The following is a 23,813-nucleotide window of genomic DNA, read 5'->3' as shown; positions in this document are numbered from 1 at the left end:
GTCCTCGCCGTTCCGGGATCGTTCACGGGACATGACCACCATGCTCATTGAGTCCGCGCCGGTCCCCGTCGCGGAGACACTCACCGCTGCCCTCTACGGCCCCGGCTTCGCCGACGAACACGCCTTCTGGCGCCGCCTGATCACCACCGAGCCGTTCCGCACCCGGCGGCACGGGGCAGGACCCGACGAGCGGCTCTCCGTCACCTACGACCGGCTGCGGCTGCTCAACGGCTGCCTCGACAACGCCGCCCGGCTCGCCGCCGACCCGCGGTCGCTCGCGGCGCTGCACGAGTGGATCAGTCCTGTCGACCCGTCGCTCGCCACCGTCGCCGGCATCCACTACAACCTGTTCCTCGGCAGCCTCCTGGACCACGACCCCGACGGCGTACGGGATCTGTCCGACTACCTCGCCATGGACACCGTCGGCACCTTCCTCTGTACGGAACTGGCGCACGGCAACGACGCCACCTCCCTCGGCACCACCGCCACCTACGACCCCGAGCGCGACGGGTTCGTGCTGCACACCCCGCGGGCCGGGGCACAGAAGTTCATGCCCAACACCGGTGTGGCCGGCGGGCCCAAGAGCGGAGTGGTGGCGGCCCGGCTCCTCGTGGACGGGACCGACCACGGGGTGTTCCTCTTCCTCGCCCCGCTCACCGACGGCACCGCCGCCCTGCCCGGGGTCCGGGTGCGCCGGCTGCCCGCCCGGCTGGGCTCCCCCGTCGACCACTGCCTGACGGCTTTCGACCAGTACTTCGTGGAGCGGTCGGCGCTGCTCGCGGGGGAGCAGGGCCGGGTCGGCGAGGGCGGGGAGTTCACCAGCGGGCTCGGCAGCCGCCGGCGCAGATTCCTCGTCTCCATCGGCCGGGTCACCCCCGGCAAGCTCTGCATGAGCGGCGCCACCGTCGGCTCCGCCCGCCTCGCGCTCGCCGTCGCCGTCCGCTACGCCGGGCACCGTACGATCTCCGGCAGCCGCCACGGCGAACGGGTGCCGGTGCACGCCCACCGCACCCACCACGGCCCCCTCGCCCAGGCGCTCGCCACCACTTACGCGATCAGCCTGCTGCACCGCCGGGCCCTCGACCTGTGGGCGGGCTGCTCCGACGAGGACCGGGAGGGCGCCGAGCGCCTGGTCGCGGTCGCCAAGGGCTGGATCACCTGGCAGGCCCGCGGCGTCATCGTGGAGAGCCGCGAACGCTGCGGGGCGCAGGGGCTGCTGGAGAACAACGGCATCGCCGAACTCCTCACCGGGGTCGAGGGCGCCATCACCGCCGAGGGCGACAACGTCGCGGTGCACGCCAAGGCTGCCGCCGAGCTGCTGTTCACCGACCCCGACCCGCTGCCGTTCCGCGACCGGGTCCCCGGGGACCTCGCCGACCCGCTGTTCCTGCGGGCCCTGGTGGCCGCCGTCGAGTCCGTGCACTACGCCCGGGCCCGCCGCCGGATGACCGCCGCGCCGCCCGGCGACCCGTTGCGCCGGTGGAACGCGGCGGCCGGACCGGCGCTGCTCCGGGTCGAGGCGCACGCCTGCCGGCAGGCCGCCGAGGCGTACGCCGACGCGGTCGCCGCGCTGCCGCCCGGAGAGGCCCGGGACCGCCTCGCCGAGCTGGAGCGGCTCTTCCTGTTGCGGTGGGTGAGCCGCAACGCCGGGGACCTGCTGGCGTCCGGCCGGATGACCGCCGATCAGGTCGACCTGCTGCCCGACCTGCTGGAGACGGCCGTCGCCGCCGTCGCCGCGCACGCCCGCACGCTGGTGGACGCGTTCGCGTTCCCCGAGGAGGTGTTCGCCGACCGGCCGATCGCGGGACCCGGATACATGGACGTGTACGACGACCCGGACGGGCCGTGGCACCGCGCGTCCGGGGGCGCAGAGGAGGGCGGGCGGTGACCGCGGCGGCCCGGATGCGTGAGGCGGTGGGAGCGGCCGGGGTGCGCGCGGTTCTCCTCGCCTACTGGGGAACCACCTCTCTGCTCTCCCGTTGGTGTGAAAGGCCGCAGGTGAGCGTAGAGGAATCGGTTCGCCGGGAAGCGTAACCGGACCCCGTGCGACCCGTTAAGCCCGGTCGGTGGGGTCCGTCGTGCCGCGGACACCCGCCGTCGTACGAGCCGTGCACGAGAGAAGGAGAAGAGGAAGCGGATGAACGCCATCCATCCCAAGATCGTCGATGTGCTGACCGGAACGTTCAGGGTGCCGGCCGCCGAGATCCGCCCCGACTCCACGATGGAGAGCCTGGAGATGGACTCCCTCGCGGTCGCCGAGTTCGCGCTCATCGTCAAGGACGCGCTCGGCCTCGACCTGGAGGCCGGGGCCCGCTGCCGCGACGCCACCCTCGCGGAGATCACCGAGATCGTCGGGGCGCCGGACGCCGCTGCCCCGGTGGGCCACGACCGATGAGCGGGGCCGCCGTCGTGGTCACCGGCCTGGGGATGATCACCCCGGCCGGTCACGACACCGACACCACGTGGGACGGCGTGCTGGCCGGCCGCTCGACGGCGCACGCGGTGCCCGAGCTGGCCGGGTGCGCCATCGACTTCGCCTGCCGGGTGACCGGCGTCGATCTGGACGCGGCGGTGGGCGGGCGGACCGGTTACCGGATGGGCCGGTACACCAAGCTCGCCGTGCTGGCCGCCCTCCAGGCGGTCGAGGACGCCGGCCTGGACCCGGCCGGCTGGGACGGGACCCGCGTCGCGGTGGTCATCGGCACCAGCAGCGGCGGCTCGGGCGGTATCGCCGAACAGGCGGTCCTGCTCGACCGGCGCGGCGCCGGCGCCACCTCGCCGACCGGCGTCCTGCTGACCATCCCGAACATGCCCGCCGCGGAGGTCGCGGTCCGGCTGCGGGCCACCGGCCCCAGCCTGGCGCCCTGCACCGCCTGTTCGTCCGGGGTGACCGCCCTGTCCGTCGCCCGCGACATGCTGCGGGCCGGGCAGTGCGACATCGCGGTGGCCGGCGCCACGGAGTCGACGCTCTACCCGCTGGCGATGACCGGATTCGCCCGGTCGGGCGCGGCGGCGCTGCCGGGCGGCGATCCTGCCCTGCGGTGCCGGCCCTTCGCCGAGGACCGGGACGGGCTGGTGGTGGGCGAGGGCGCAGCCGTCATGGTGCTGGAGCGCGCCGACGACGCCCGGAGGAGAGGGGCGGAGCCCCGCGCCCTGCTGGCCGGCGCCGGAGCGACCACCGACGCCTACCACCCGACCAGTCCGCACCCCTCCGGCGCGCTCGCACGGGCGGCGGCCGACGCGGCGCTGCGGGACGCCGGCTGGCGCGCGGAGGACGTCGACCACGTCAACGCGCACGGCACCTCCACCCCGCTGGGCGACGCGACCGAGGCGAAGCTGATCGCACGGGCCTACCCCCATCGCCCCCCGGTGACCGCGCCCAAGGGTGTGCTCGGCCACTGCATGGGCGCCGCCGGGGCGATCGAGGCGGGGCTGACCGTGCTGACGCTCCAGCACGGCCTGGTCCCGCCGATCGCCAACCTGGACGAACCGGCGGCGGGCCTCGGCATCGACTGCGTCACCAAGGTGCCCCGGCCGGTGTCCGCCCGACGGGCCGTCAGCCACTCCTTCGGTTTCGGCGGCCACAACGCGGTCATCGCCTTCCAGCGCCCCTGACGCCGTCACAGGGACGGGCGACCGTGTCCCGCACGCCGCGGGCTCCCCGGCTCCGGCCCCGAGACCGCCGGGCCGGGGCCGGGGAGCCGCGTGATAACTTGCCGGGGCCAGTCGTACTCCACCAGGAGTCAGGGAATCCGGTGCGACTCCGGAACTGACGCGCAGCGGTGAGGGGGACGGCCGGGGCACGGCCACTGGGACGTCACGGTCCCGGGAAGGCGCTCCGTCCGTACGAACCCGAGTCCGAAGACCTGCTGGCGCCCCGCGTTCCGCACCGGAGCGCGGTCTTCCGTACCACGGGCTCCGCGTATGGGCCCAGAGACGCCGAGGTCCCCCGTGCCCCCCGTGCTCCGTCCCGCCCGATCCGTCCGCGCCGCCGTGTTCGGTGTGGTCGGGCTCCTCGTCCTCACCGCCGCCGGCTGCGGCGGAGGAAACGATTCCGCGGCGAAGGGGGGCCAAGCCGCCGACGGCTACCCGGTGACGCTGGAGAACTGCGGACGCACCGTCACCGTCGACGCGCCGCCCCGGCAGGCGGTGTCGCTCAACCAGGGCTCCACCGAGATCCTGCTCTCCCTCGGCCTCCAGGACCGCATCGCCGGCTCCGCCACCTGGACCGACCCGGTCATGAAGGGCCTGGAGAAGGCCGACGCGAAGGTCCCGCGGATCTCCGACAACGCCCCCTCGTCCGAGAAGGTCCTCGACCTCGAACCCGACTTCGTCAGCGCCTCCTTCACCTCGACGCTCGGCAAGGGCGGCGTCGCCCCCCGCGAGCAGTTCGAGGAGCTGGGCGTCCCCACCTACGTCTCGCCCTCCGACTGCGCGGGCAAGGACAACAGCGGCGACGGCGACGGCGCCCGCACGACGGCCCTCACCCTGGACAGCGTCTACGGCGAGATACGCGACCTGGCCGAGATCTTCGGCGTACCCGGGCGCGGCGAGAAGCTCGTCGCCGGACTGCGGGCCCGCGTGACGAAGGCGACCGAAGGGCGAACCGCCTCCGGCGCCACCCTCCTGTACTGGTTCGCCAACTCCGAGTCCCCCTACCTGGCGGGCTGCTGCGGCGCCCCCGGAGTCATCACCCGCGAGGTGGGCGCGGAGAACGTCTTCGACGACACCCACGACGAATGGCCCCAGATCAACTGGGAGACCGTCGCCGACCGCGACCCGGACGTGCTCGTCCTCGGCGACCTCACCCGCGAGTCCCAGACCGCCGAGAGCGCCGAGAAGAAGATCGAGTTCCTGGAGGCCAACCCGGCGACCAAGAACATGGACGCCGTCCGCCACCACCGCTACATCCTGCTCAGCGGCCAGGCCATGAACCCGTCCATCCGGACCGTGGAGGGCGTCGAGCGCGTCGCGGCCGGGCTGCGCGCGTTCGGGCTCGCCGGGTGACGGTCCAGCAGCGAGCCCCCCACCAGCAGCCGGCCGCCCCGGCCCCCCGGCGGCCCGGCGGCCGCGACCGGCTCGGGGCGCGGCTGCTGCGCGGTCCGGTCGTCTGGGGCGCCGGACTCGCGCTGCTCGCCCTCTCCGTGGCCGTCGCCGTCACGATCGGGCCGGCCCGGATATCGGTCGGCGACGTCTGGGCGGCCGTCGGCTCCCACCTCGGCCTCGGCGACTCCGGGCTGACCCCCATCCGCGACGGCATCATCTGGAACCTCCGGATGCCCCGCACCCTGCTGGCGGCCGTCTGCGGCGCTGGCCTCGCGGTCTGCGGCACGGTGATGCAGTCGCTGCTGCGCAACCCGCTCGCCGACCCCTTCGTCCTCGGCGTCTCCTCCGGCGCCTCCACCGGCGCCGTCGTGGTCGTCGTCCTCGGCGTCGGCGGCGGGGCGCTGTCGATCTCCACCGGCGCGTTCCTCGGCGCCCTGGTGTCGTTCGCCGTCGTCATGCTGCTCAGCCACACCCTCGGCGGCACCACCGACCGCGTCGTCCTCGCCGGCGTCGCCTCGATGCAACTGTTCTCCGCGCTGACCTCGTTCATCGTGATGACCGCCGCGGACGCCGAACAGACCCGCGGCGTGCTGTTCTGGCTGCTCGGCTCGCTCGGCGGCGTCGGCTGGACCGACGTGTGGCTCTGTGCCGCCGTCCTCGCCGTGACACTGACGGTCTGCCTCGGCCACGCCCGGACCCTCGACGCGTTCGCCTTCGGCCAGGACGCGGCGGCCGCCCTCGGCGTGAACGTCGGGCGGACCCGCATCGTGCTCCTGTGCACCACCGCCCTGCTGACCGCCGCGCTGGTCAGTTCGGCGGGCGCCATCGGATTCGTCGGCCTCGTCCTGCCGCACGCCGCCCGCGCCCTCACCGGTTCCCCGCACCGCAGGCTGCTGCCGGTCACCGCGCTCACCGGGGCGGTGTTCCTCGTCTGGGTCGACACCCTCGCCAGGACCGTGCTGGACCCCCAGGAAGTGCCGGTCGGCGTCGTCACCGCGCTGATCGGCGTACCGGCCTTCGTCGTCATCCTGCACCGGACCCGGAGGAACCCGTGACCGGACCCGCCACCGCCCCCGTACGGTCCGGGGCCACGCGCGACGACGGCCTGCGGGCCGACCGCGTCAGCCGGCGGGCCGGCGGGCGGCTCATCCTCGACGGGGTCACCCTCGCCCCCGCCCCCGGCTCCACCCTCGGACTCCTCGGCCCCAACGGCTCCGGGAAGTCCACCCTGCTGCGGGTGCTGGCCGGGGTCCTGCCGCCCGGCGGCGGCTTTGTCACCCTCGACGGACGCGACCTCGCCGCGACCGGGCGCCGCGCCGTCGCCCAACGGGTCGCCGTCGTCGACCAGCACGCCGTCACCCAGGTCGAACTCAGCGTCCTGGACGTCGTCCGGCTCGGCCGCATCCCGCACCGCCGCGCCTGGTCCGCACCCGGACCGGCCGACGACGACGCCGTGCGCGAGGCACTGGAACTGACCGGACTCACCGGCCTGACCGGGCAGTCCTGGCACACCCTGTCCGGCGGCGAACGCCAGCGCGTCCAGATCGCCCGCGCCCTCGCCCAGCAACCGCGCGAACTGCTGCTCGACGAACCCACCAACCACCTCGACATCCAGCACCAGCTCGAACTGCTGCACCTCGTCAGCACGCTGCCCGTCACCAGCGTCGTCGCCCTGCACGACCTCAACCTGGCCGCGATGTTCTGCGACACCGTCACGGTGATGGACGGCGGCCGGGTCGTCGCGGCCGGCACCCCGCGCGAGGTGATCACAGAGGAACTGATCGAGGCCGTCTACCACGTGCGGGCGGTGGTCACCCCGGACGGCCCGCAGGGGCGTCCCTCCGTACGGTTCCTGCCGCGCGGCGCGCACCGGCCGGGCTGAGGCGCCGCCGCGGACCGGGGGCCCGGACGCGCCTCGGGGACGACGGACGGGAGGGGCGGACCCGCGGCCGGTGGCCGGGGCCCGCCCCTCCCGTCGTGCTGCGGGGACCACCCGCGGGGTGGGGAGCGTGGGGGAGGGACCGTCAGCGACGGCGTCCCCGTCCGGGCTCGCCGCCCATGTCCCGGCCCTCGCCGGTCTCCTTGAGGCCGTCCGCGTAATCGATCTTCTCCTTGCGGACGTCGGCGGAGACCTCCTTCTGCTCGGTGACCCGGTTGGTCTCCAGCCGCACCCGCTCGACCGGCACCGACTCCTTGCTGACCCTCGCCCGCTCGGCGTGCAGCGTCACCTCGACGTCCTGCTCACCGAGATCGGTGCGCCCGGTCACCTTCTCGCCCGGCTGCAGCGGCTCACGGACCACCCGCACCTCCTCGTGCGAGACCGGCACCGTACGGGTCACGTGCTCGGTGACGACGTACTTGTGCAGGCGTGCCTTGCCCGCTTCGTACTCCTCCGTCCCGACGTGCAGCTGCTCCTCGGAACGGATCATCTCCTCGCGTCCCGCGACGCCGGCCGACCGCTCGGCGCCCGCGCCCGCGCCCGCCAGCGGGCGGGAGGTCGCCGAGGTGCCCGCGCCGGCTCCCGCCGCCGCGCCCGTGCCGACCGCGCCCGGCGCGGTGCCCGACTTGGCCGTCCCGGCCGCCCGGCCGGTGCCGGCCGCTCCGGCGGCCCCGGCGGCGCCCATCGCGCCCGTGCCGGCCGCCGTACGGGCGTCGCCGCCCGCGCGTCCGGTGTCACCGAGGTTGCCGCCCGTCTTCCGGGTCAGGCCGTAGTGGCGGTAGAGCTCCTCCTCCTCCGCCACGGACAGATGCGCGTCGGCATCCACCCTCGGGGCGTCCTTGACGCTCTCCTTGGGATGCGAGACATGCAGGTCGGAGCCGACTCGACGCGCTCCGGCGAGCGGCACGAAGCTCTCCTTCATACCGAACATGCCCGTCTTGACCGTGACCCAGTCGGGCTTGCCGGTGGCGTCGTCGACGTACACCCGGCCGACCGTGCCGACCTTCTCGCCCCCGTTGTCGTAGACGGTCAGACCGTCGAGCTCTCCGGAATCCGTGAAACCGTCAGCGGCTCCCATGTGCGATCCCTCCTCGCGCGGGCACGTCCTGTGGATCGGTCCACCAGGGGAGGCGCGCCCGGTTTCCATCGCGCCTCACCCGGTTGGACTCCGCAACCGGGGGAGCGGCGGCCCCGGCGGAGCGCGGACGGGCGCAAGAGGCTTCCGGCCCCGCCGCGCGGGCCTCGGGGCCCCTCGGTGATTAGCCCAGACGGGTGACCGCCGGGCCGTCCCGCCGGGCGGTCCGGAGAGCCCCGGCACCGTCCCGCTCCCGACGCGCGCGCCGGCCGGCCGGGACGGCCCGCCGACGGCGCGGAACCGGCACCCCCCGTCCGACCAGGGCGGATGTCACTCGGACCGAATCACCGGGAAACCCTTGACACCCGTGGCGCTTGCACGCATTCTTTCGCCAGAAATCGCAACGCCGTTGCGATTTCCGCACCGACCGGTTCCGGCCGGCAGGCCGTGATCCCGCGTCCCGCACACCGGAACCGCACGACCAGGAGGCGAACCATGGCGGCCACGGAAACCCCCGCGAGCACGGGCGCCCCCGCCGTGCTGCAGACCGTCGACCGGGCCCTCCAGGTCATGCTCACCTTCACCGAGCAGCGCCCCGAGTGGGGAGTCAGCGAACTGGCCCGCCACCACGGCTGGGACAAGGCCGTCGTCCAACGACTGCTGCACACCCTGGCCGCCCGCGGCTTCCTGCTCTGCGACGACACCACCCGCCGCTACCGGCCGGGACCGGCCCTGTCCCGGCTGGCCCGGGTCGGCGAGCACAGCGGCGTGCTCGCCTCGCTGGCACGGCCCGTGCTCGCCCGGCTCCTGCGGGAGACCGGCGAGAGCGTCGTCCTCAACGTCCCGCACGGCGGCAGCTACCGCTGCAAAGCCGCCGTGGACGGCACCGGACCCGTCCGGTACACCGCCATCATCGGCGCGGTGATGCCCGGACACGCGGGCGCCTCCGGACACACCCTCTTCGCCCACCGCCCCGAGCGCGAGATCCGGCAGATGTTCGGCCCCGCCACCCTGACCCGCTTCAACGACCGCACGCTGACCGACGTCGACACGCTGCTCGCCTGTTACGCGCGCGTCCGGGCCGACGGCCACTGCGTCAGCCACGGCGAGTACGACGAGGCCGTGACCGCGGTCTCCGCACCCGTCTTCCAGGGCGACGGCGTCGCCGCCTCCCTGACCGTCATCGGCCCGTCCCACCGCGTGGGCCGGGCCACCGACACCCTCGTGACGCTGGTACGTGCCGGAGCGGCGGAGATCACCTCCGCGCTCGGCGGCTGAACCGGCGCCCGCACCCGCGACACCCGCCCCACCCGTGCGACCGCGCCCTCCGACGCCGTCGGCACACCCCGTCCTGCCCGCGCGCACCCGGCCCCAGGAGCCGCGCGTCCCCGTCCCACCCATCGAAGGGGGTGCACCGTGGCGCACCACACCGCCCCGCACCACGCCCCACCACCACCGCCACCGCCCAGGCCGGACACGTCCGAAGGCCCCGCCCACCCGCGCGTCCTGGAACCGGTCACCCTGGTCGTCCTGGTGGTGCTCGCCGCAGTCGGCGCGGTCATCGGCATCGACCTCGTCTCCAAGCTCGGCATCTCCGCCAACACCTCGGTGGTCGGCGCGCTCGTCGCCATGCTGATCGGCCGCATCCCGCTGAACTTCCTGCGCAGGATGCGCTCGGTCCACCGGCAGAACCTGGCCCAGAGCGCCATCTCCGCCGCCACCTTCGCCTCCGCCAACGCGCTGCTGACCTCGGTGGCCGTACCGTACGTGTTCGGCCGCACGGACCTGGTGTGGCCGATGCTCGCCGGGGCGTTCGCCGGACTCCTCATCGACGCCTGGGTGCTCTACCGCTCCTTCGGCTCACGGCTGCTGCCCGCGGACGCCGCGTGGCCGCCCGGCACCGCCGCCGCCGAGACCATCAAGGCCGGCGACCGGGGAGGACGCCGGGCCCTGATCCTGGCCGGCGGCACCGCCGTCGGTCTCGCCGGAACCCTGTTCTCGCTGCCGCTGTCGGCCGCCGGCGTCGCCTTCCTCGGCAACGTCTGGGCCCTGGCGATGTTCGGCGTCGGACTGCTGCTGCGCCAGTACAGCCCCGACCTCTTCTCCACCGACCTCGGCGCCGGGTACATCCCGCACGGCGTCATGGTGGGCGCCGGGATCGTCGCCCTGGGCCAGGCCGTGCACATGCTGCTGGGACGCCGCGGGTCGCGGCGGGCCGGCCGCGAGGCCGCCCCCGCGCCGGAGCCCGCCGCCCCCGACCCCACCACCGCGTACACCGTCGACGAGAGCGCCCTGCGGCGCTCACTGGTCCGCGGCTACGCGCTGTTCACCGCCGGCGCCGCCCTCCTGGCGGTGCTCGGCGGCCTGGTGGGGGACATGAGCCCGCTCGGACTCGTCGGCTGGGTGCTGTTCGCCGCGTTCGCCGCCCTCGTCCACGAACTCATCGTCGGGCTCGCCGCGATGCAGTCCGGCTGGTTCCCGTCCTTCGCCGTCACCCTGATCTTCCTCGTCCTCGGCCTCGCGATGGGCATCCCGTCCGTGCCGCTGGCCCTGTTCATCGGCTACGTCTCGGCCACCGGCCCGGCCTTCGCCGACATGGGGTACGACCTCAAGGCCGGCTGGCTGCTGCGCCGCGAGCACCGGCCCTGGGACCCGTACGAGCGCGAGGGGCGGCGCCAGCAGTTCCTGGCCGCGCTCATCGGCTTCGCCGTGGCCCTCGCCGTCGTCGCGCTCGCCTGGCGCTCGTACTTCGGGCAGGGACTGATCCCGCCCGTCGCCAAGGTCTACGCCGACACCATCCGCAACGGACTCGGCGACGCCGACGCGGTGCGCACCATGCTGCTGTGGGCCCTGCCCGGAGCACTGATCCAACTGCTCGGCGGCACCCGGCGGCAGATGGGCGTCATGCTCGCCACCGGCCTGCTGATCCTCACCCCCCAGGCGTGCTGGCTGGTTCTCGGCGCGCTCGTCGTCCGCGTCGGCTACCGCAGGTTCCGCGGCCCGGCCGCGGACGAGGAACTGAACCTCGTCGGCGCCGGACTGATCGCGGGCAGCTCGCTCGGCGACTCCGCCCAGATCCTCAAGACGTGACGCGGCGGGGCACCCCGCACCGTCACCCGTACCACCCGCAAGGCAAGGAGCTCCACCCGTGGACATGTACAGCAGGCTCGAACCGCGCCCCGAATACCTGACGTTCGAGCTGGCCCTGGCCGCCCGCAAGCTGGTCGAGGAGGTCATGCTCGTGAAGCCCGGCGAGGACGTCGTCCTCACCGGGGACACCAGCAGCGACCGCCGGGTCGTCGAAGCGACCGCCCAGGCGGTCGCCGCGGCCGGCGCCCACCCCGTCATCGTCTGGTACGAGACGCTGCCGGGCGCGTCCATGGAGCCGCCCCGCCCCGTCGCCGGCGCCATCGCGGACGCCGACGTGTGGATCGAGTTCGCCGTCTCGTACCTCATGCACTCCGACGCCTTCCGGGCCGCGATGGCGCGCGGGTGCCGGTACACCAACCTCACGGCGATGGACGTCCAGATGCTGGTCGCCACCGTCGGGCGCCCCGACTTCCAGGGCGTCATCCGGCTCGGCAAGGCCCTGGTCGCGCTCCTGGAGGCCGCCGACGAGGTCCGCATCACCTCCGCCAACGGCACCGACCTGGTCGGCCGCAACGGCGACCGGCCGATCAACCTCCGCGGCAAGCCGGCCGAGAACCCCGGTGAGACCGTCATGCTCTCCGGCCAGATCTCCTGGAACCCGCTGGAGGAGACCCAGGACGGCGTCCTGGTGTTCGACGGCGCCCTCTGGCCGCCGGACGAGATCGGACTCCTGCGCTCGCCGGTCCGCTGCACCGTCGAGAAGGGCGTGGTCACCAAGATCGAGGGCGGCGCCGACGCCGACGTCTTCCGGCGCTGGATGGAGTCGTTCGACGACCCCCACATGTTCCGCGTCGCCCACTGGTCGCTCGGGTTCAACCCCGGCGTCCTCGCCCCGACCGGGCGCATCGTGGAGGACGAGCGCGTCTTCGGCTGCGTCGAACTGGGCATCGGCACCAAGGGCGCCTGGATCGGCGGCGAGCCGTGGGTGGCCGCCGCGCACACCGACGGCAGCGTGCTCGGCCCGTCCATCTACCTGGACGGCGTCGCCATCGAGGAGAACGGGCGCTACGTGCACCCGGAACTCGTCGGGATCTGCCGCGAACTCGGCGTCGCCGGCTACTGACCGCACCGCGGCCGGGGCCGCCGCCGGGACACTCCGGCGGCGGCCCCGGCACCGCACACCGCTGCCCGCGCCCGACCCGCCCTGACCGAGGAGCCCCATGTCCGCCCCCACCGCGCCCGCGCCCGTCACCTACCGGCACGACGGGCTGCTCTGCACCGACGTCGCCCTCGACGTGCCCCTCGACCACGCCCGCCCCGACGGCCCCTCACTCTCCCTCTACGCCCGCGAGGTCGTGGCCGAGGGACGCGAGGGAGACGACCTCCCCCGCCTGCTGTGGCTCCAGGGCGGACCGGGCGGACGGGCCGAGCGGCCCAACGCCGCCGGCGCCTGGCTGCGCCGGGCCCTGCGGGACCACCGGGTCGTCCTCATGGACCAGCGCGGCACCGGCCGCTCCACCCCCGCCGACCGGCGCACCCTCGCCCGGTTCGGCTCCGACGCGACGGCGGCGGCCGGCTACCTCGCCCACTTCCGGGCCGACTCGATCGTGCGCGACGCCGAACTGCTCCGCCTCAGCCTCCAGGGCGACCGCCCCTGGAGCGTGCTGGGCCAGAGCTTCGGCGGCTTCGCCACCCTCACCTACCTCAGCCTCGCCCCCGGGGGACTGGAACAGGCCTACATCACCGGCGGTCTGCCCACCCTCACCGGCCACGCCGACGACGTGTACCGCGCCGCCTACGCACGCACCCTCACCCAGAACGAACGGTTCTTCGACCGCTATCCGGCGGACCAGCCGACGGCCGACGCGGTCGCCGCCCACCTCGCCGCGCACGACGTGCGGCTGCCGACCGGGGAGCGCCTGACGGTGCGCCGCTTCCAGACGCTCGGCATCACCTTCGGCACCTCGGCCAAATTCGACGCGCTGCACTACCTGCTGGAGACCGCCTTCACCGACGGCGCCGCAGGCCCGGAGCTCGGCGACACCTTCCTGCGGGGGGTGGAAGCCGCCGTGTCGTTCGCCGAACGCCCGCTGTACGCCGTCCTGCACGAGCCGATCTACGCGCAGGGCGGGCGTGCCACCGGCTGGTCGGCGCACCGTGTGCGCGAGGAGTTCCCCGCCTTCGACGCCGGCCGGCCCGGACCGCTGCGCTTCACCGGCGAGATGGTCTACCCCTGGCAGTTCGAGGAGGACCCCTCCCTCGTCCCGCTGCGCGCCGCCGCGGACGCCCTCGCGGCGCGGGAGGACTGGCCCGCCCTCTACGACCTCGACCGGCTGGCCGCCAACGAGGTGCCGGTCGTCGCCGCCGTCTACCACGACGACATGTACGTGGACCGCGAACAGTCGCTCGCCACGGCCGCCGCCGTCCGGGGGCTGCGCACCTGGGTCACCGACGCGTACGCCCACGACGGGGTCCGCGCCGACGCCGCCGTCCTGGACCGGCTGTTCGCCATGGCCCGCGGCGAAGCCTGACGCCGGACGCGGGGGGCGGTCCGCCGCCCCCGCACGGCCGCCGCTCAGACGACGGTCACCGGATGCCGCACCACCGCGTCGAAGAGGTACCCCTGGGTGTTGTGGACCGCGACGTCCGGCTGGGTGCGGCCCGAGCGGTCCGTGGCGCGCGCCAGCAGCACAGCGGGACCTGCCGTCCCCGGCACCCAGTCCACCGACCACCGCACCCAGCCGCCCGCACGAGGGACGTCGTGCAGCCGGGCCCGCCGCCAGCGCGCCCCGCCGTCGGTGCTGACCTCCACCGACCGCACCGGCGCGCCGCCCGACCACGACCGGCCGGTCAGCCGCACCGGGCCGTTCACCGCGAACGTCGCCCCCGGCGCCAGCTCGAACGCGCTCTTCAGGGTCTGCCGGGTCAGCGGATCGCTGCCCCCTTCCGGGAACTGCGGACCGAACAGCCGGTACAGCCCGGTGTTCCAGGGGGTCAGCAGCGGCCCGGCGGCGACCTCGATGTCACCCACCCACTTGATGTTGGCTATCCCCACCCACGACGGCACGATCAGCCGCACCGGGAACCCGTGGTCCGGGGGCAGCGGCTCGCCGTTCATCTCGTACGCCAGCAGCACGTCGTCGAGCGCCTTCGCCACCGGCAGCGGCCTGCGCACCCGGCCCAGGTTCACCCCGTCGGTCACCACCTCCGCGTCCAGTCCCCGCGGCAGCACGTCCACCGCGTGCCGGCCGATCCCGGCCCGCCGCAGCACCTCGCCGAGCCGCACCCCGCGCCAGCGGGCCGTGCCGATCGCGCCCAGCGTCCACGCCGTGCCGGTCACCGCCTGTCCCTGCTGCGACGCGTAGAAGCTGCGGCCGTTGCCCGCGCACTCGACGAACGCGGTACGGCTCACCGACGGCAGCGCGCGCAGCGCGTCGTACGAGAAGTCGACCGGGCCGCCGGTCAGCCCGTCGCCCCACACCGTCAGTTTCCAGGCCGCCGCGTCCAGGACCGGCGTCGCGGTGTGGTTGCGCACGAAGAAGCGGTCGGCGGGCGTCAGCATCCCCGTCGACCGCAGTGCCGCGAACTTCGTCTCCGCGTTGGTGCCGCGCAGTGTGAAGTACTCGGCGGGCAGCGGCTTCACCACCCCCGGCAGCGACTGGGCGGGCTCCGCCGCCCGTGCGGGCGACGCCGCGACGGCGGTCAGCGGCCCGGCGACCGACGCCGCCGCGACCAGCCTCAGCAGGTCGCGGCGCTCCAGCCCCGCGGACCGCGCCCGGCCCCGCGCCCACTGTCTCAGGCGCATCGCGTCGTAGGCGGTCTCGGCCGGTGGTACGGAACTCATGGTCACTCCCTGGGAGTCGGTGTGAAGGGGTCGGGCCCGTGCCGTACGGGGCCCGGCGCAACCCGGCCGGCCCGGTGCGGCGCGGGGGCGGCAGCCCCGGTCCCGTCCCCGTGTCGTGGGCGATCCGGTGTCGTCAGGCCGCCGTGGAGGCGCCCGCGGGCACGCCGGACAACGGCTCCGGCACGGCTTCCGGGGTGATCGGCGTCGAGGGCCGGCCGTCGGGGCCGACCGGCACGTCGCCGTCGATCGTCACGCGGCGCAGCGTGCGCTCGTGGTCGTCGGAGTCGTCCACCCCGTAGTGCTGGGTCGCCCGGTTGTCCCAGAGGGCGACGTCACCGGCCCGCCACTGCCAGCGCACGGTGTTCTCCGGACGCTCGACGTGCGACTGGAACAGGTCGAACAGCGCCCGCGAGTCCGATGAGCGCAGGCCCGTGATCCGCTGAACGAACTGCCCCAGCAGCAAGGCTCGTTCGCCCGTCTCGGGGTGGACCCGCACCACCGGGTGCTCGGTGAGGAACGTGGTGGAGGTGAACACCTGCCGGTACCGCTCCAGCGCCTCGGGCAGTGGACCGGGACGGACGGCGGCGTAGTCGTAGTCGTTCGAGTGCAGGGCGCGCAGCGAGTCGGCCAAGGTCCGCAACGGCTGGGGCAGTCCGGCGTAGGCGGCGGCGGTGTTCGCCCAGAGGGTGTTCCCGCCGTACGGCGGCAGCGTCACCGCGCGCAGGACGGAGAAGGCCGGGTACGCCGGCACGAACGTCACGTCCGTGTGCCACTCGTTGGCGCGGGCGCCGTGGTCGGAGTCGATGCCGAGGGAGTAACGGCCGTCCGACGACGGCACGGTGGGGTGCGCGACCGGTGTGCCGAGCAGGGAGCCGAACGCCTCGTGGCCCTCCTCGTCCAGATGGTCCTGCTCGCGGAAGAAGATCACCTTGTGTTCCAGCACCGCGGCGCGCAGGGCGGCCACCGTGGCGGCGTCCAGATCGCCGCCGAGACGGACGCCGTGCACGACGGCGCCGATCCGGCCGCCGGTCTTCTCCACGACGACGGCGGAGCGGGCGGTGGCGGGTGCGGAGGTCATGGGGGTGCCCTTTCCGTACGGGTGGGTGCTCTCCGGGGGCCCGGACGGGGCTGCCGGGTGGGGGCTGCCGGACTGGGCCGAGGGCGCGCGGAGCCGGCGCGGCCTGTGGGGCCGGTGCGGTGGCCGACCCGGCGCCCACCGGGTGGCCGCGGCCGGTCCCGGTCCCGGCCCGGCCACGCGCGCAGTACGCGGCACGAGGGCCGGGGCGGGAGGCGACGGCGCGGCGAGCGGCTGCGGGACTACCGGCGGCGGAAGGGGCGACACGCCGCGGACGCGAGGCGTCCCAGGTCGACGTGGCGCCGGGAGTGGAGACGCGGCGTGACGGACATGCCGGGAGCGTCGCAGCGGGGGACCGGGACGTCAACACCCGCGCAGGACCCGCCGGCTCGGCCCACGACACCGCGCACCGGACCCCGTGCCGCCCCGACGACACGCGTCCCCACCTGCGGTTCCACCGCCCGGCGGGGAGGGCGTGGTGTGCGGCGGCGGACGGTGTGCGGCCTGCTCCCGGCCGGCGCGGAGTTCACGGGACCGCAATACCGGCGTGACGGTCGGGGCGGGGGAGGGGCGGACTCCGTGGTGGCGGAGCAAGGTGCCGCCGTGCGGATCGGTGCGCCGACACCACGGCACCTCGGCCCCGGCCGGGAGGCGGGCGGACGCGGCGAGCGGTCCTCGCGGCGCCCGCCGCAATCCGGGTCAGCCGCGCGTCGCCGGGCCCGCCGCGGGAGCCGATTCCGGTGCGGACTCCGCCCCCGGCGCCCCCGTCCCCGACACCGGCGCGGACCCCGTCCCGGACGCCGGTGCCGGCTCGCCGTGGTGCAGGTCGGGCAGGCGGGACAGGAGGCGTGGCGTGCGCCAGTTCCGCTCGCCCAGCAGCGCCATCACGGAGGGCAGCAGGACCATCCGTACGACCGTGGCGTCCAGCAGCACCGCCACCGCCAGGCCGACGCCCATCTGCTGCATGTCCTGCATCGACAGCGTCGCGAAGACCGAGAACACCGCCACCATGATCACGGCCGCGCCGGTGACGGCCCCCGCCGTGCGGCGGATGCCCTCGTCGATCGCGGCAGGGGTGGAGAGCCCGGACACGCGGGCCTCACGGATCCGGGAGACCACGAAGACGTGGTAGTCCATCGAGAGTCCGAACAGGACGACGAGGACGAACAGCGGCATCCAGGACTCGACCGCGCCGACCCCCTCCGAACCGATCAGCGAGGCGCCCCAGCCGTGTTGGAACACCGCCGTCATCACGCCGTAGGCGGCGGCCACCGACAGCAGGTTGAGCAGGATCGAGGTGACGGCGACGACGTGACTGCGGAAGCAGAACAGCATGAGCAGGAACGTCACCGCGGTGATGAACAGGAAGACGGGCACGATGCCGCGGGTGAGCCGGTCGTTGAAGTCCACGGACCCGGCCACCTCACCCGTGACCAGGGCGCGGGCGCCGGTGCCGTCGAACGCGGCCGGCAGCCGCTTCTCCCGCAGGTCGGCCAGCCCGGCCTCGCCGTCCGGCAGCGGCACCTCGAACTCCGCGATGTTCCGCGCGCGGTGGACGGTCACCCGGTCGAAACCGGCGAGCGCGGTCCGCACGGCCGGGGCGCCGATGTCGTCCGCCTCGACGACCACCCGGGCCGGGGCGGGGCCGCCGGGGAACGCCTCCTCGATGTGCCGGTGGGCGACGGAGAGCGCGGAGTCCGAGCCGAACTGCTTCTCCAGGCCCAGCGACTCGGTCCTCATGCCGGCGGCCGGTGCGGCGAGCACCAGCAGGACCAGGACCGAGGCGGACGCGAAGAGCTTCGGCCTGGCCAGCACCGGCCGCAGCAGCCGGCCGGCGATCCTGCCGCTCTCCCTCCCGCCGCGCCCGCCGCGCCGGTTCAGCAGCGGCACCCGACCGGCGTCGATCCGGTCGCCCAGCCAGGAGAGCAGCGCGGGCAGGACCGTCACGGAGCCCATCATGGCGATGAAGACCACCAGGATCGTGGCGACGGCGAAGCCCTTGAACAGCAGCAGTCCGGACAGGAACATGCCGGCCATCGCGACCATGACGGTCAGCCCGGACACCAGCACGGACCGGCCGCTGGTCGCCGCGGCGATCCGCAGCGCCGTCCCGGCGTCGCGCCCCGCCGCCCGCTCGTCGCGTTCGCGCCGCAGGTAGAAGAGGCAGTAGTCGACGCCGACGGCGAAGCCCATCAGGAACATCACGGAGTACGTGGTCTGGGCGAGGTGCAGTTGATGGCTGGCGAGCGAGAGCAGGCCGAAGGCGGCCAGGCACGCGGTCAGCGCGAGCCCCACCGGCAACAGGGCGGCGACCACGGCTCCGAAGGCGACCAGCAGGATGCCGAGGGCCAGCGGGACGGCGGTGAACTCGGCCCTCTTGAGGTCGTCGGAGAGCAGGTCGTCGAGCCACTTCCCGGCGCTGGCGTCGCCGAACTGATGGATCGTGACGTCCCCCCGGTCCCCGCGCACCCCGTCCACCGCGTCCAGGACCGGCTGCACCCGGTCGGCGGCGGTGGCCGCGTCCCCCTTCATCCCGAAGGTGATCAGCGCCTCCCTGCCGTCCTCGGAGGGGACGGGAGCCGCGAGTTCCGTCACTTCGCCGGTCCGGCCGAGGGCGGCGGAGAGCTCCGCGGCGGCCGTGCGCCAGCCGTCGGGCCGCGGTGACGACACCATGACCAGCTCGCCCGCGCGGTGGCCGAGGCCCGCGTCGGAGAGGATCTGCTCGGCGCGCGCCGAGTCGCCCGCGCCGTTCTCCGCGTCGGTCATCTCGACCATCCCCGACGAACCGCCGACGACCGCGGCGAGGACGACGAAGAGCAGCCAGCCGAGGACGGCCGTCTTGCGATGGTGTGCGCTCCACACACCGATACGTGCCGCGAGGTTGGGTCTCATGGAGTGGTTCGCTCCCCGGAGTGGGTGTCTGGACGGACACCACGAACCTAGGAACTCCCCGCTCGTCGTCCCAGCCGCCGGAACACCCGGCCGGACGCGACCCAGGGCGACGGCGCGGGTGGGCGTAGGTACACCGGGTGGGTACACCGGGTACACCCCTCCGGGTGCAGGGGGGACCGGCGGGCACGGGCCGGGCAGGGGACACGCCGAAAGGCCCACCCCGGGCGGAACGGGCGGGCGGGAAGGCGTGCGCGGTCGAGTCCGGCACGCTCGGCGCACCGTTTGACCCGCCCCGGAGGCGCGGCACGACTCCAGGCGGTACGGGACCCGTTGACCCGACACCCGGCACGCCGTCAGGCGGCGCGGCGTACACGTTCTCCCGCGGGCGCCACCCGGCAGGACCTGTGTGCGGGCCGGTGCCGGACCGGCGCGGGGGTCAGTCCTCCGTGAGCATCCCGTCGCGCAGCTTGCCGAGCATGCGGTTGAGCAGGCGGGACACGTGCATCTGGGAGATGCCCAGTTCGACGCCGATCTGCGCCTGGGTCATCTCCTGCCCGAACCGCATGTCGATGATCCGGCGCTCGCGGGCGTCGAGTTCACCGAGGAGCGGCGCCAGGCACTGGAGGTTCTCCACCGTCTCCATCCCGGCGTCCGGCTCGCCCAGCACATCGCCGAAGGAACGGCCGGAGACGTGCGGGCGGCCCGTCTCCGAGGTCTCGGTCGGCATGTCGAGGGAGCCGGCGGTGTATCCGTTGGAGGCCACGATGCCCTCCGCGACCTCTTCCTCCGAGAGCCCCAGCCGCTCGGCCAGTTCGCCCACGGTCGGGTCCCGGTCCAGCTCGCCGGCGAGCGCCTCCTTGGCCTTCGCCAGGTCGACGCGCAGTTCCTGCAGCCGGCGCGGGACGTGCACCGCCCAACTGGTGTCGCGGAAGAACCGCTTGATCTCCCCGACGATGTACGGGACGGCGAAGGAGGTGAACTCCACCTCGCGGGACAGGTCGAAGCGGTCGATCGCCTTGATCAGCCCGATCGTGCCGACCTGGACGATGTCCTCCATGTCGCCGCTGCCGCGGTTGCGGAACCGGCCCGCCGCGAAGCGCACCAGCGACAGGTTCATCTCGATCAGGGTGTTGCGGGCGTACTGGTACTCGTGCGTGCCCTCCTCCAGTACCTGGAGGCGGTCGAAGAAGAGCCGGGACATGCGCCGCGCGTCCTTCGGCGCGACCTTCCCGGCGTCCTCGATCCACGGCAGTTCCTCGGTGACCCCGGTCGGGCCCGTCCGCGTCGTGCGCTCGGTCTGTGCCGTCATCCGGTCACGCTCCCCTGGTGGTGTGCCATCAGGTACTGGCACCTTCCCCGGGTCGTCAGTCCTATGCGTGGACAAGGGAGTTGATTCCGACGGAGGCCCGGGAACGGCCCGTACCCGCCGCAGCGGGCGGGAAACAAGCCGCCCCGGGAGCGGCCCGGCGGGGCATGGGGGCACAAGACCGCCCCACCGGTACGGGGGAGCCCGGTGGGGCGGCCGCATCCAGAGTGCCACAGGTGGACACCGAATGGGGGCCCGACCGCCCGGGACCGTTCCGCCGGGCCGGCGCCCCGCACGGGACGGTCCGTCGTCGCCGCGTGCGGGGGCGTCCGTCCTCACGCGGTGCGGCAGCGCCGGGAATAGTCCGGGGTTCCCCGCGCGCTGTCCGGTGCTGACGGGTGGAGCCGCCGACGGGCGGCCAGTCACAGGACGGAGCGAGGGACCGCATGACCGAAGTCGGTACGGCGCAGGCGCAGGACGACCGGACGCGGGTGGTCCGCTCCGGTCCCGGGGCCTCGGCCTCCCATCCGCTCGACAACCCCGTGCGCGCGGCCCTCACCGGCCCGCACGCCCGCTTCGCCGAGCGCCGCGGCCGCGTCCTGCGCTACCCCGGGGACGTCACCCCGTGGTTCGCGCTGCCCGACGCCCCGGACGCGGACGACTGGGCCGACGCCGCGGCTCTCGCCGGGCCGGGCGGAAGCGTGCTGCTGCTGAACTTCCGCGGCGAGCCGCCGGCGACGTGGACGACCGGCTTCCACGCCGAGGGCGTCCAGCTCGCCGGTGAGCGGGTCGACGCGGCCCCGGACCCGGAGGCGGTGCGACTGGGGCCCGCGGACGTGCCGGAGATGCTGGACCTGGTCGCCCGTACCGAGCCCGGTCCCTTCCTGCCGCGCACCGTCGACATGGGGTCCTACCTCGGCATCCGCCGGGGCGGCGCCCTCGTCGCCATGGCGGGGGAGCGGCTGCACCCGGCCGGCTGGACGGAGATCAGTGCGGTCTGCACCGACCCCGCCGCGCGCGGACAAGGGCTGGCGGGCCGGCTGATCCGGGCCGTCGCCCACGGCATCGAGCAGCGCGGCGAGACCTCCTTCCTGCACGCCGTCGACTCCAACACCGGCGCCGTCCGCCTCTACGAGGCCCTCGGTTTCCGGCTCCGCGCCCGGGTCTCCTTCCGCGAGGCCGTCGCCCCCTGACCGGCCCCGTGCCCGCCGCCCCGAGCCCTCCGCCTCGTTCCCGTCCGCCGCTGCCTGACCCGCGGGTGCCCTCTGCCGGTCCACGCCTCCGGGACCTCCGGCCCGCTCGCACCAGGACCTCAGGCCTCCGGCCCCCGGGGCAGGGACCTTTGCCCCCGTGCCGGGGCCGTTGGCCCCGCCGCGGAGCGGAGCGGAAGGAGATCAACTGGGAGGAAGCGGCTCACACCGGGCCGCGGGACGGCCGAGCAGAGGGAGGCGCCGACCGTGACCACCTGGTTCCACCGGTCCGCCGGGCGGACGGGGCAGCCGACGCTACCGGAGGGGGAGGACGGCGGGACCACCGTGACCGGTGCGCCCGTGGTCGGGAACTGGCCCCTGGGGATCGGTCTCGTGGCGCTCACCCTCGTCGTCGTGGTCCTCGACCACCGCACCGGAGACGACCTGCGGCTCACCCCCTGCTCGTGGTGGTGCCCGCGCTGGCGTCCGTCTTCTGCCGCATCGGGCAGACGGTCGGCGTCGCGGCCTGGACGGCCGCCGTGGTGTGCGCCACCAAGATCGCGTCGGACAGCTCGTACTCGTCCATGGTCCTGGGGGTCGGATTCACCCTGCTGGCCTGCTCGCTCGGTGTCGCCGCCTGCGCCGCGCGCCTCGGGCACGCCGCGAAGATGGCCCGTCTGAGGTCCGCCGCGGTGGCGTTGCAGTGCCAGATCCTGCGCCCGCTCCCCGTCCTCACCGACCACGTGCTCGCCCACGGCCTGTACGAGCCCATCGAGGAGGACCGGTTCGTCGGCGGGGACGTCTACGAGATGGTGGAGTCGCCGTACGGGACCCGGGTCGTCATCGGTGACGTGCAGGGCAAGGGCATCGCCGCCATCGGCACCGGTTTCGCGGCCCTCGGAGCGTTCCGGGAGGCCGCCTACCGGGAACCGACGCTCACCGGGGTGGTGGAGGCGATGGAGGCCGCGGTGGTCCGCCACAACGGCTTCGCCGCGCAGACGGGGGACGCCGAGCGGTTCGTGACCGCGCTGGTGCTGAGCCTGGACGGGGGCGACCGCGTCGAGGTGCTGAACTGCGGGCACCTGTACCCGCGGATCCTGGACGGCGGCACCGCCCGGCGGGCGCCGCTCGGTGACGCCTCGGTCCCGCTGGGCCTGGGCGAACTGGTCGCCGAGCCCCGCGCCGCCGAACGGTTCGACCTGCCGCCCGGCGCCACGCTGCTGCTCTGCACGGACGGGGTGACCGAGGCCCGCGACGAAAACGGCGCCTTCTACCCCTTCGACGCGAGGCTGGAGCGGTGGGCCGGCCTCGAACCGGACGAGGTCCTGGAGGCGCTCCGGGCGGACCTGCGGTCCTTCACCGGCGGGGTCCGCCGGGACGACGTCGCCGCTCTCGCCCTGCGCCCTGCGCCGGCGGCCGACCGGAACGGCGACCGCACTCCCACGTTCACGCCCGCCGCCGGTTCCGGTCCGCCGGCCCACCCCGAACGGATTCCCCTCCCGTCGCGGCAGCGCCCGGCGGGGGCCGCGCACCCCGTGCCCGTACGGCTGGGCACCCCTCTCGTCCACCCCCGCACCGGGCTCCCCCGGCCATGAGGGAGCCGGCGTGGCCCCCGCGGGAGCCGGGACTTCCCAGCTCCGGAAAAGTCCCGCCGCGACAGAAGTCCCACTGGGACATTTTCAGGTGTACGGTGCACTTATGCAACGGACGAGCAAGGCCCCGGAACGGCGCGGCCGCAAGGCGCGCAAGACCCGGGACACCCTCGCGCAGGCCGCTCTCGAGCTGGTGCTCGACCGGGGGCTGCGCAAGGTGACGGTCGAGGAGATCGCGCAAGCGGCCGACGTCGACCGGCGCACGTTCAGCCGTTACTTCCCGAGCAAGGAAGCCGCAGTCCTGGACGTGGTCCGGGGCGACGGTGACCGGATCAACGAAGCACTCCGCGCCCGGCCCGCCGCCGAGCCCCCGCTCACCGCCTACCGCCGTGCCGTCCTCGACTGGCTCGGCGACCCGGAGGCCGAGCCCTGGCATCTGCGGCCCCGCGTCTTCGACCTGCTGCGCCTGGCCGAGGACGAGCCCACTCTCTTCGCCGCGTTCCACCACATCCGGGTGGACGCGCAGGAGGAGTCGGTCGCCGTCCTGGCGGCCCGGCTCGGCGTCGACCCGCGCCAGGACCTCCGTCCGGCCGTGGTCGTCGCCGCGGGAGCCGGCGCGCTCCTCGCCGCCCAGACGGCGTGGGTGCGGGGTGATCGCCCGGCCGCTTTGCCCGAACTGGTCGTCCTCGCCTTCGACGCCCTCTCCGCGGAACTGCCGGAACCCCGGCGACACGGGGCGGCGCCCCACAGCACCACCTGAAACA

At 74.5% G+C, this 23,813-nt stretch carries 18 protein-coding genes, 1 pseudogene and 1 riboswitch; of the genes and pseudogenes, 13 read left to right on the top strand and 6 right to left on the bottom strand.

Annotated features, from left to right (window positions below; all coding sequences use genetic code 11):
* Positions 1 to 31 precede the first annotated feature (31 nt).
* From Q0994_RS26745 to Q0994_RS26720, 6 genes are all read left to right on the top strand, one after another.
* A complete protein-coding gene (locus Q0994_RS26745) occupies positions 32 to 1,888 on the top strand; it encodes an acyl-CoA dehydrogenase (RefSeq protein ID WP_299539236.1) in 1,857 nt (618 codons plus the stop codon).
* A 249-nt stretch (positions 1,889 to 2,137) separates the two neighbouring features.
* On the top strand, positions 2,138 to 2,395 hold the full coding sequence (locus tag Q0994_RS26740) for an acyl carrier protein (RefSeq protein WP_299539234.1): 258 nt from the start codon (positions 2,138 to 2,140) through the stop codon (positions 2,393 to 2,395).
* Entirely contained in the window at positions 2,392 to 3,615 is a 1,224-nt protein-coding gene (locus tag Q0994_RS26735; protein ID WP_299539232.1) for a beta-ketoacyl synthase, read from the top strand. Before Q0994_RS26740 ends, Q0994_RS26735 begins: the two co-directional genes overlap by 4 nt.
* Before the next feature lie 91 nt (positions 3,616 to 3,706).
* A riboswitch (cobalamin riboswitch) is annotated at positions 3,707 to 3,889 on the top strand.
* A 71-nt stretch (positions 3,890 to 3,960) separates the two neighbouring features.
* Entirely contained in the window at positions 3,961 to 5,007 is a 1,047-nt protein-coding gene (locus tag Q0994_RS26730) for an ABC transporter substrate-binding protein (RefSeq protein WP_299539384.1), read from the top strand.
* 83 nt (positions 5,008 to 5,090) lie between these two features.
* A complete protein-coding gene (locus Q0994_RS26725) occupies positions 5,091 to 6,101 on the top strand; it encodes an iron ABC transporter permease (protein ID WP_299539382.1) in 1,011 nt (336 codons plus the stop codon).
* Complete coding sequence (locus Q0994_RS26720) at positions 6,098 to 6,928, top strand: ABC transporter ATP-binding protein (protein ID WP_299539231.1); 831 nt, start codon at positions 6,098 to 6,100, stop codon at positions 6,926 to 6,928. Before Q0994_RS26725 ends, Q0994_RS26720 begins: the two co-directional genes overlap by 4 nt.
* Positions 6,929 to 7,070: 142 nt before the next feature.
* Here the strand turns inward: Q0994_RS26720 and Q0994_RS26715 are convergent, their stop codons facing one another.
* Positions 7,071 to 8,063, bottom strand: coding sequence for a PRC and DUF2382 domain-containing protein (locus tag Q0994_RS26715; RefSeq protein ID WP_299539229.1), 993 nt, complete (start codon positions 8,061 to 8,063; stop codon positions 7,071 to 7,073).
* Between the two features lie 492 nt (positions 8,064 to 8,555).
* On the opposite strand from Q0994_RS26715, the gene Q0994_RS26710 reads away from it, so the two are divergent.
* The 4 genes from Q0994_RS26710 (at position 8,556) to Q0994_RS26695 (ending at position 13,681) form a co-directional block, all read left to right on the top strand.
* A complete protein-coding gene (locus Q0994_RS26710) occupies positions 8,556 to 9,338 on the top strand; it encodes an IclR family transcriptional regulator (protein WP_299539227.1) in 783 nt (260 codons plus the stop codon).
* Between the two features lie 228 nt (positions 9,339 to 9,566).
* Positions 9,567 to 11,150, top strand: coding sequence for an OPT/YSL family transporter (locus Q0994_RS26705; protein ID WP_299539379.1), 1,584 nt, complete (start codon positions 9,567 to 9,569; stop codon positions 11,148 to 11,150).
* Positions 11,151 to 11,214: 64 nt separating this feature from the next.
* Positions 11,215 to 12,273 (top strand): hypothetical protein, encoded by a 1,059-nt coding sequence (locus Q0994_RS26700; protein ID WP_299539377.1) that lies wholly within the window; start codon positions 11,215 to 11,217, stop codon positions 12,271 to 12,273.
* Between the two features lie 97 nt (positions 12,274 to 12,370).
* Positions 12,371 to 13,681, top strand: a complete 1,311-nt coding sequence (locus Q0994_RS26695; protein ID WP_299539224.1) for an alpha/beta fold hydrolase — start codon at positions 12,371 to 12,373, stop codon at positions 13,679 to 13,681.
* Positions 13,682 to 13,725: 44 nt separating this feature from the next.
* Here the strand turns inward: Q0994_RS26695 and Q0994_RS26690 are convergent, their stop codons facing one another.
* The 5 genes from Q0994_RS26690 to Q0994_RS26675 form a co-directional block, all read right to left on the bottom strand.
* Positions 13,726 to 14,994 (bottom strand): sulfite oxidase, encoded by a 1,269-nt coding sequence (locus tag Q0994_RS26690; protein WP_299539222.1) that lies wholly within the window; start codon positions 14,992 to 14,994, stop codon positions 13,726 to 13,728.
* 133 nt (positions 14,995 to 15,127) lie between these two features.
* Positions 15,128 to 16,072, bottom strand: coding sequence for a TauD/TfdA family dioxygenase (locus Q0994_RS26685; protein WP_299539220.1), 945 nt, complete (start codon positions 16,070 to 16,072; stop codon positions 15,128 to 15,130).
* Positions 16,073 to 16,311: 239 nt separating this feature from the next.
* The gene (locus Q0994_RS34195) at positions 16,312 to 16,401 is read right to left on the bottom strand and encodes a putative leader peptide (RefSeq protein WP_363325581.1); all 90 of its coding nucleotides are present in this window, start codon (positions 16,399 to 16,401) and stop codon (positions 16,312 to 16,314) included.
* A 367-nt stretch (positions 16,402 to 16,768) separates the two neighbouring features.
* Complete coding sequence (locus tag Q0994_RS26680; protein ID WP_299539218.1) at positions 16,769 to 18,961, bottom strand: MMPL family transporter; 2,193 nt, start codon at positions 18,959 to 18,961, stop codon at positions 16,769 to 16,771.
* A 436-nt stretch (positions 18,962 to 19,397) separates the two neighbouring features.
* Positions 19,398 to 20,270, bottom strand: a complete 873-nt coding sequence (locus Q0994_RS26675; protein WP_299539216.1) for an RNA polymerase sigma factor SigF — start codon at positions 20,268 to 20,270, stop codon at positions 19,398 to 19,400.
* Positions 20,271 to 20,713: 443 nt separating this feature from the next.
* Between Q0994_RS26675 and Q0994_RS26670 the strand changes: the two genes are divergently transcribed.
* The 3 genes and pseudogenes from Q0994_RS26670 to Q0994_RS26660 all read left to right on the top strand — a co-directional run bounded on the left by Q0994_RS26670 (position 20,714) and on the right by Q0994_RS26660 (position 23,809).
* Positions 20,714 to 21,460, top strand: a complete 747-nt coding sequence (locus Q0994_RS26670; protein ID WP_299539214.1) for a GNAT family N-acetyltransferase — start codon at positions 20,714 to 20,716, stop codon at positions 21,458 to 21,460.
* A 360-nt stretch (positions 21,461 to 21,820) separates the two neighbouring features.
* Positions 21,821 to 23,052 (top strand): annotated as a pseudogene (locus Q0994_RS26665) (PP2C family protein-serine/threonine phosphatase); the annotation flags it as partial.
* A 103-nt stretch (positions 23,053 to 23,155) separates the two neighbouring features.
* Positions 23,156 to 23,809 carry a TetR family transcriptional regulator gene (locus Q0994_RS26660; protein ID WP_299539212.1) on the top strand — a complete coding sequence of 218 codons (654 nt, stop codon included), beginning with the start codon at positions 23,156 to 23,158 and terminating at the stop codon, positions 23,807 to 23,809.
* Positions 23,810 to 23,813 lie beyond the last annotated feature (4 nt).

This window comes from uncultured Streptomyces sp. (assembly GCF_947488945.1).
Classification (GTDB): domain Bacteria; phylum Actinomycetota; class Actinomycetes; order Streptomycetales; family Streptomycetaceae; genus Streptomyces.
Note: the sequence above shows the minus strand (reverse complement) of the source record. Positions and strands in the feature narration are given on the sequence as shown.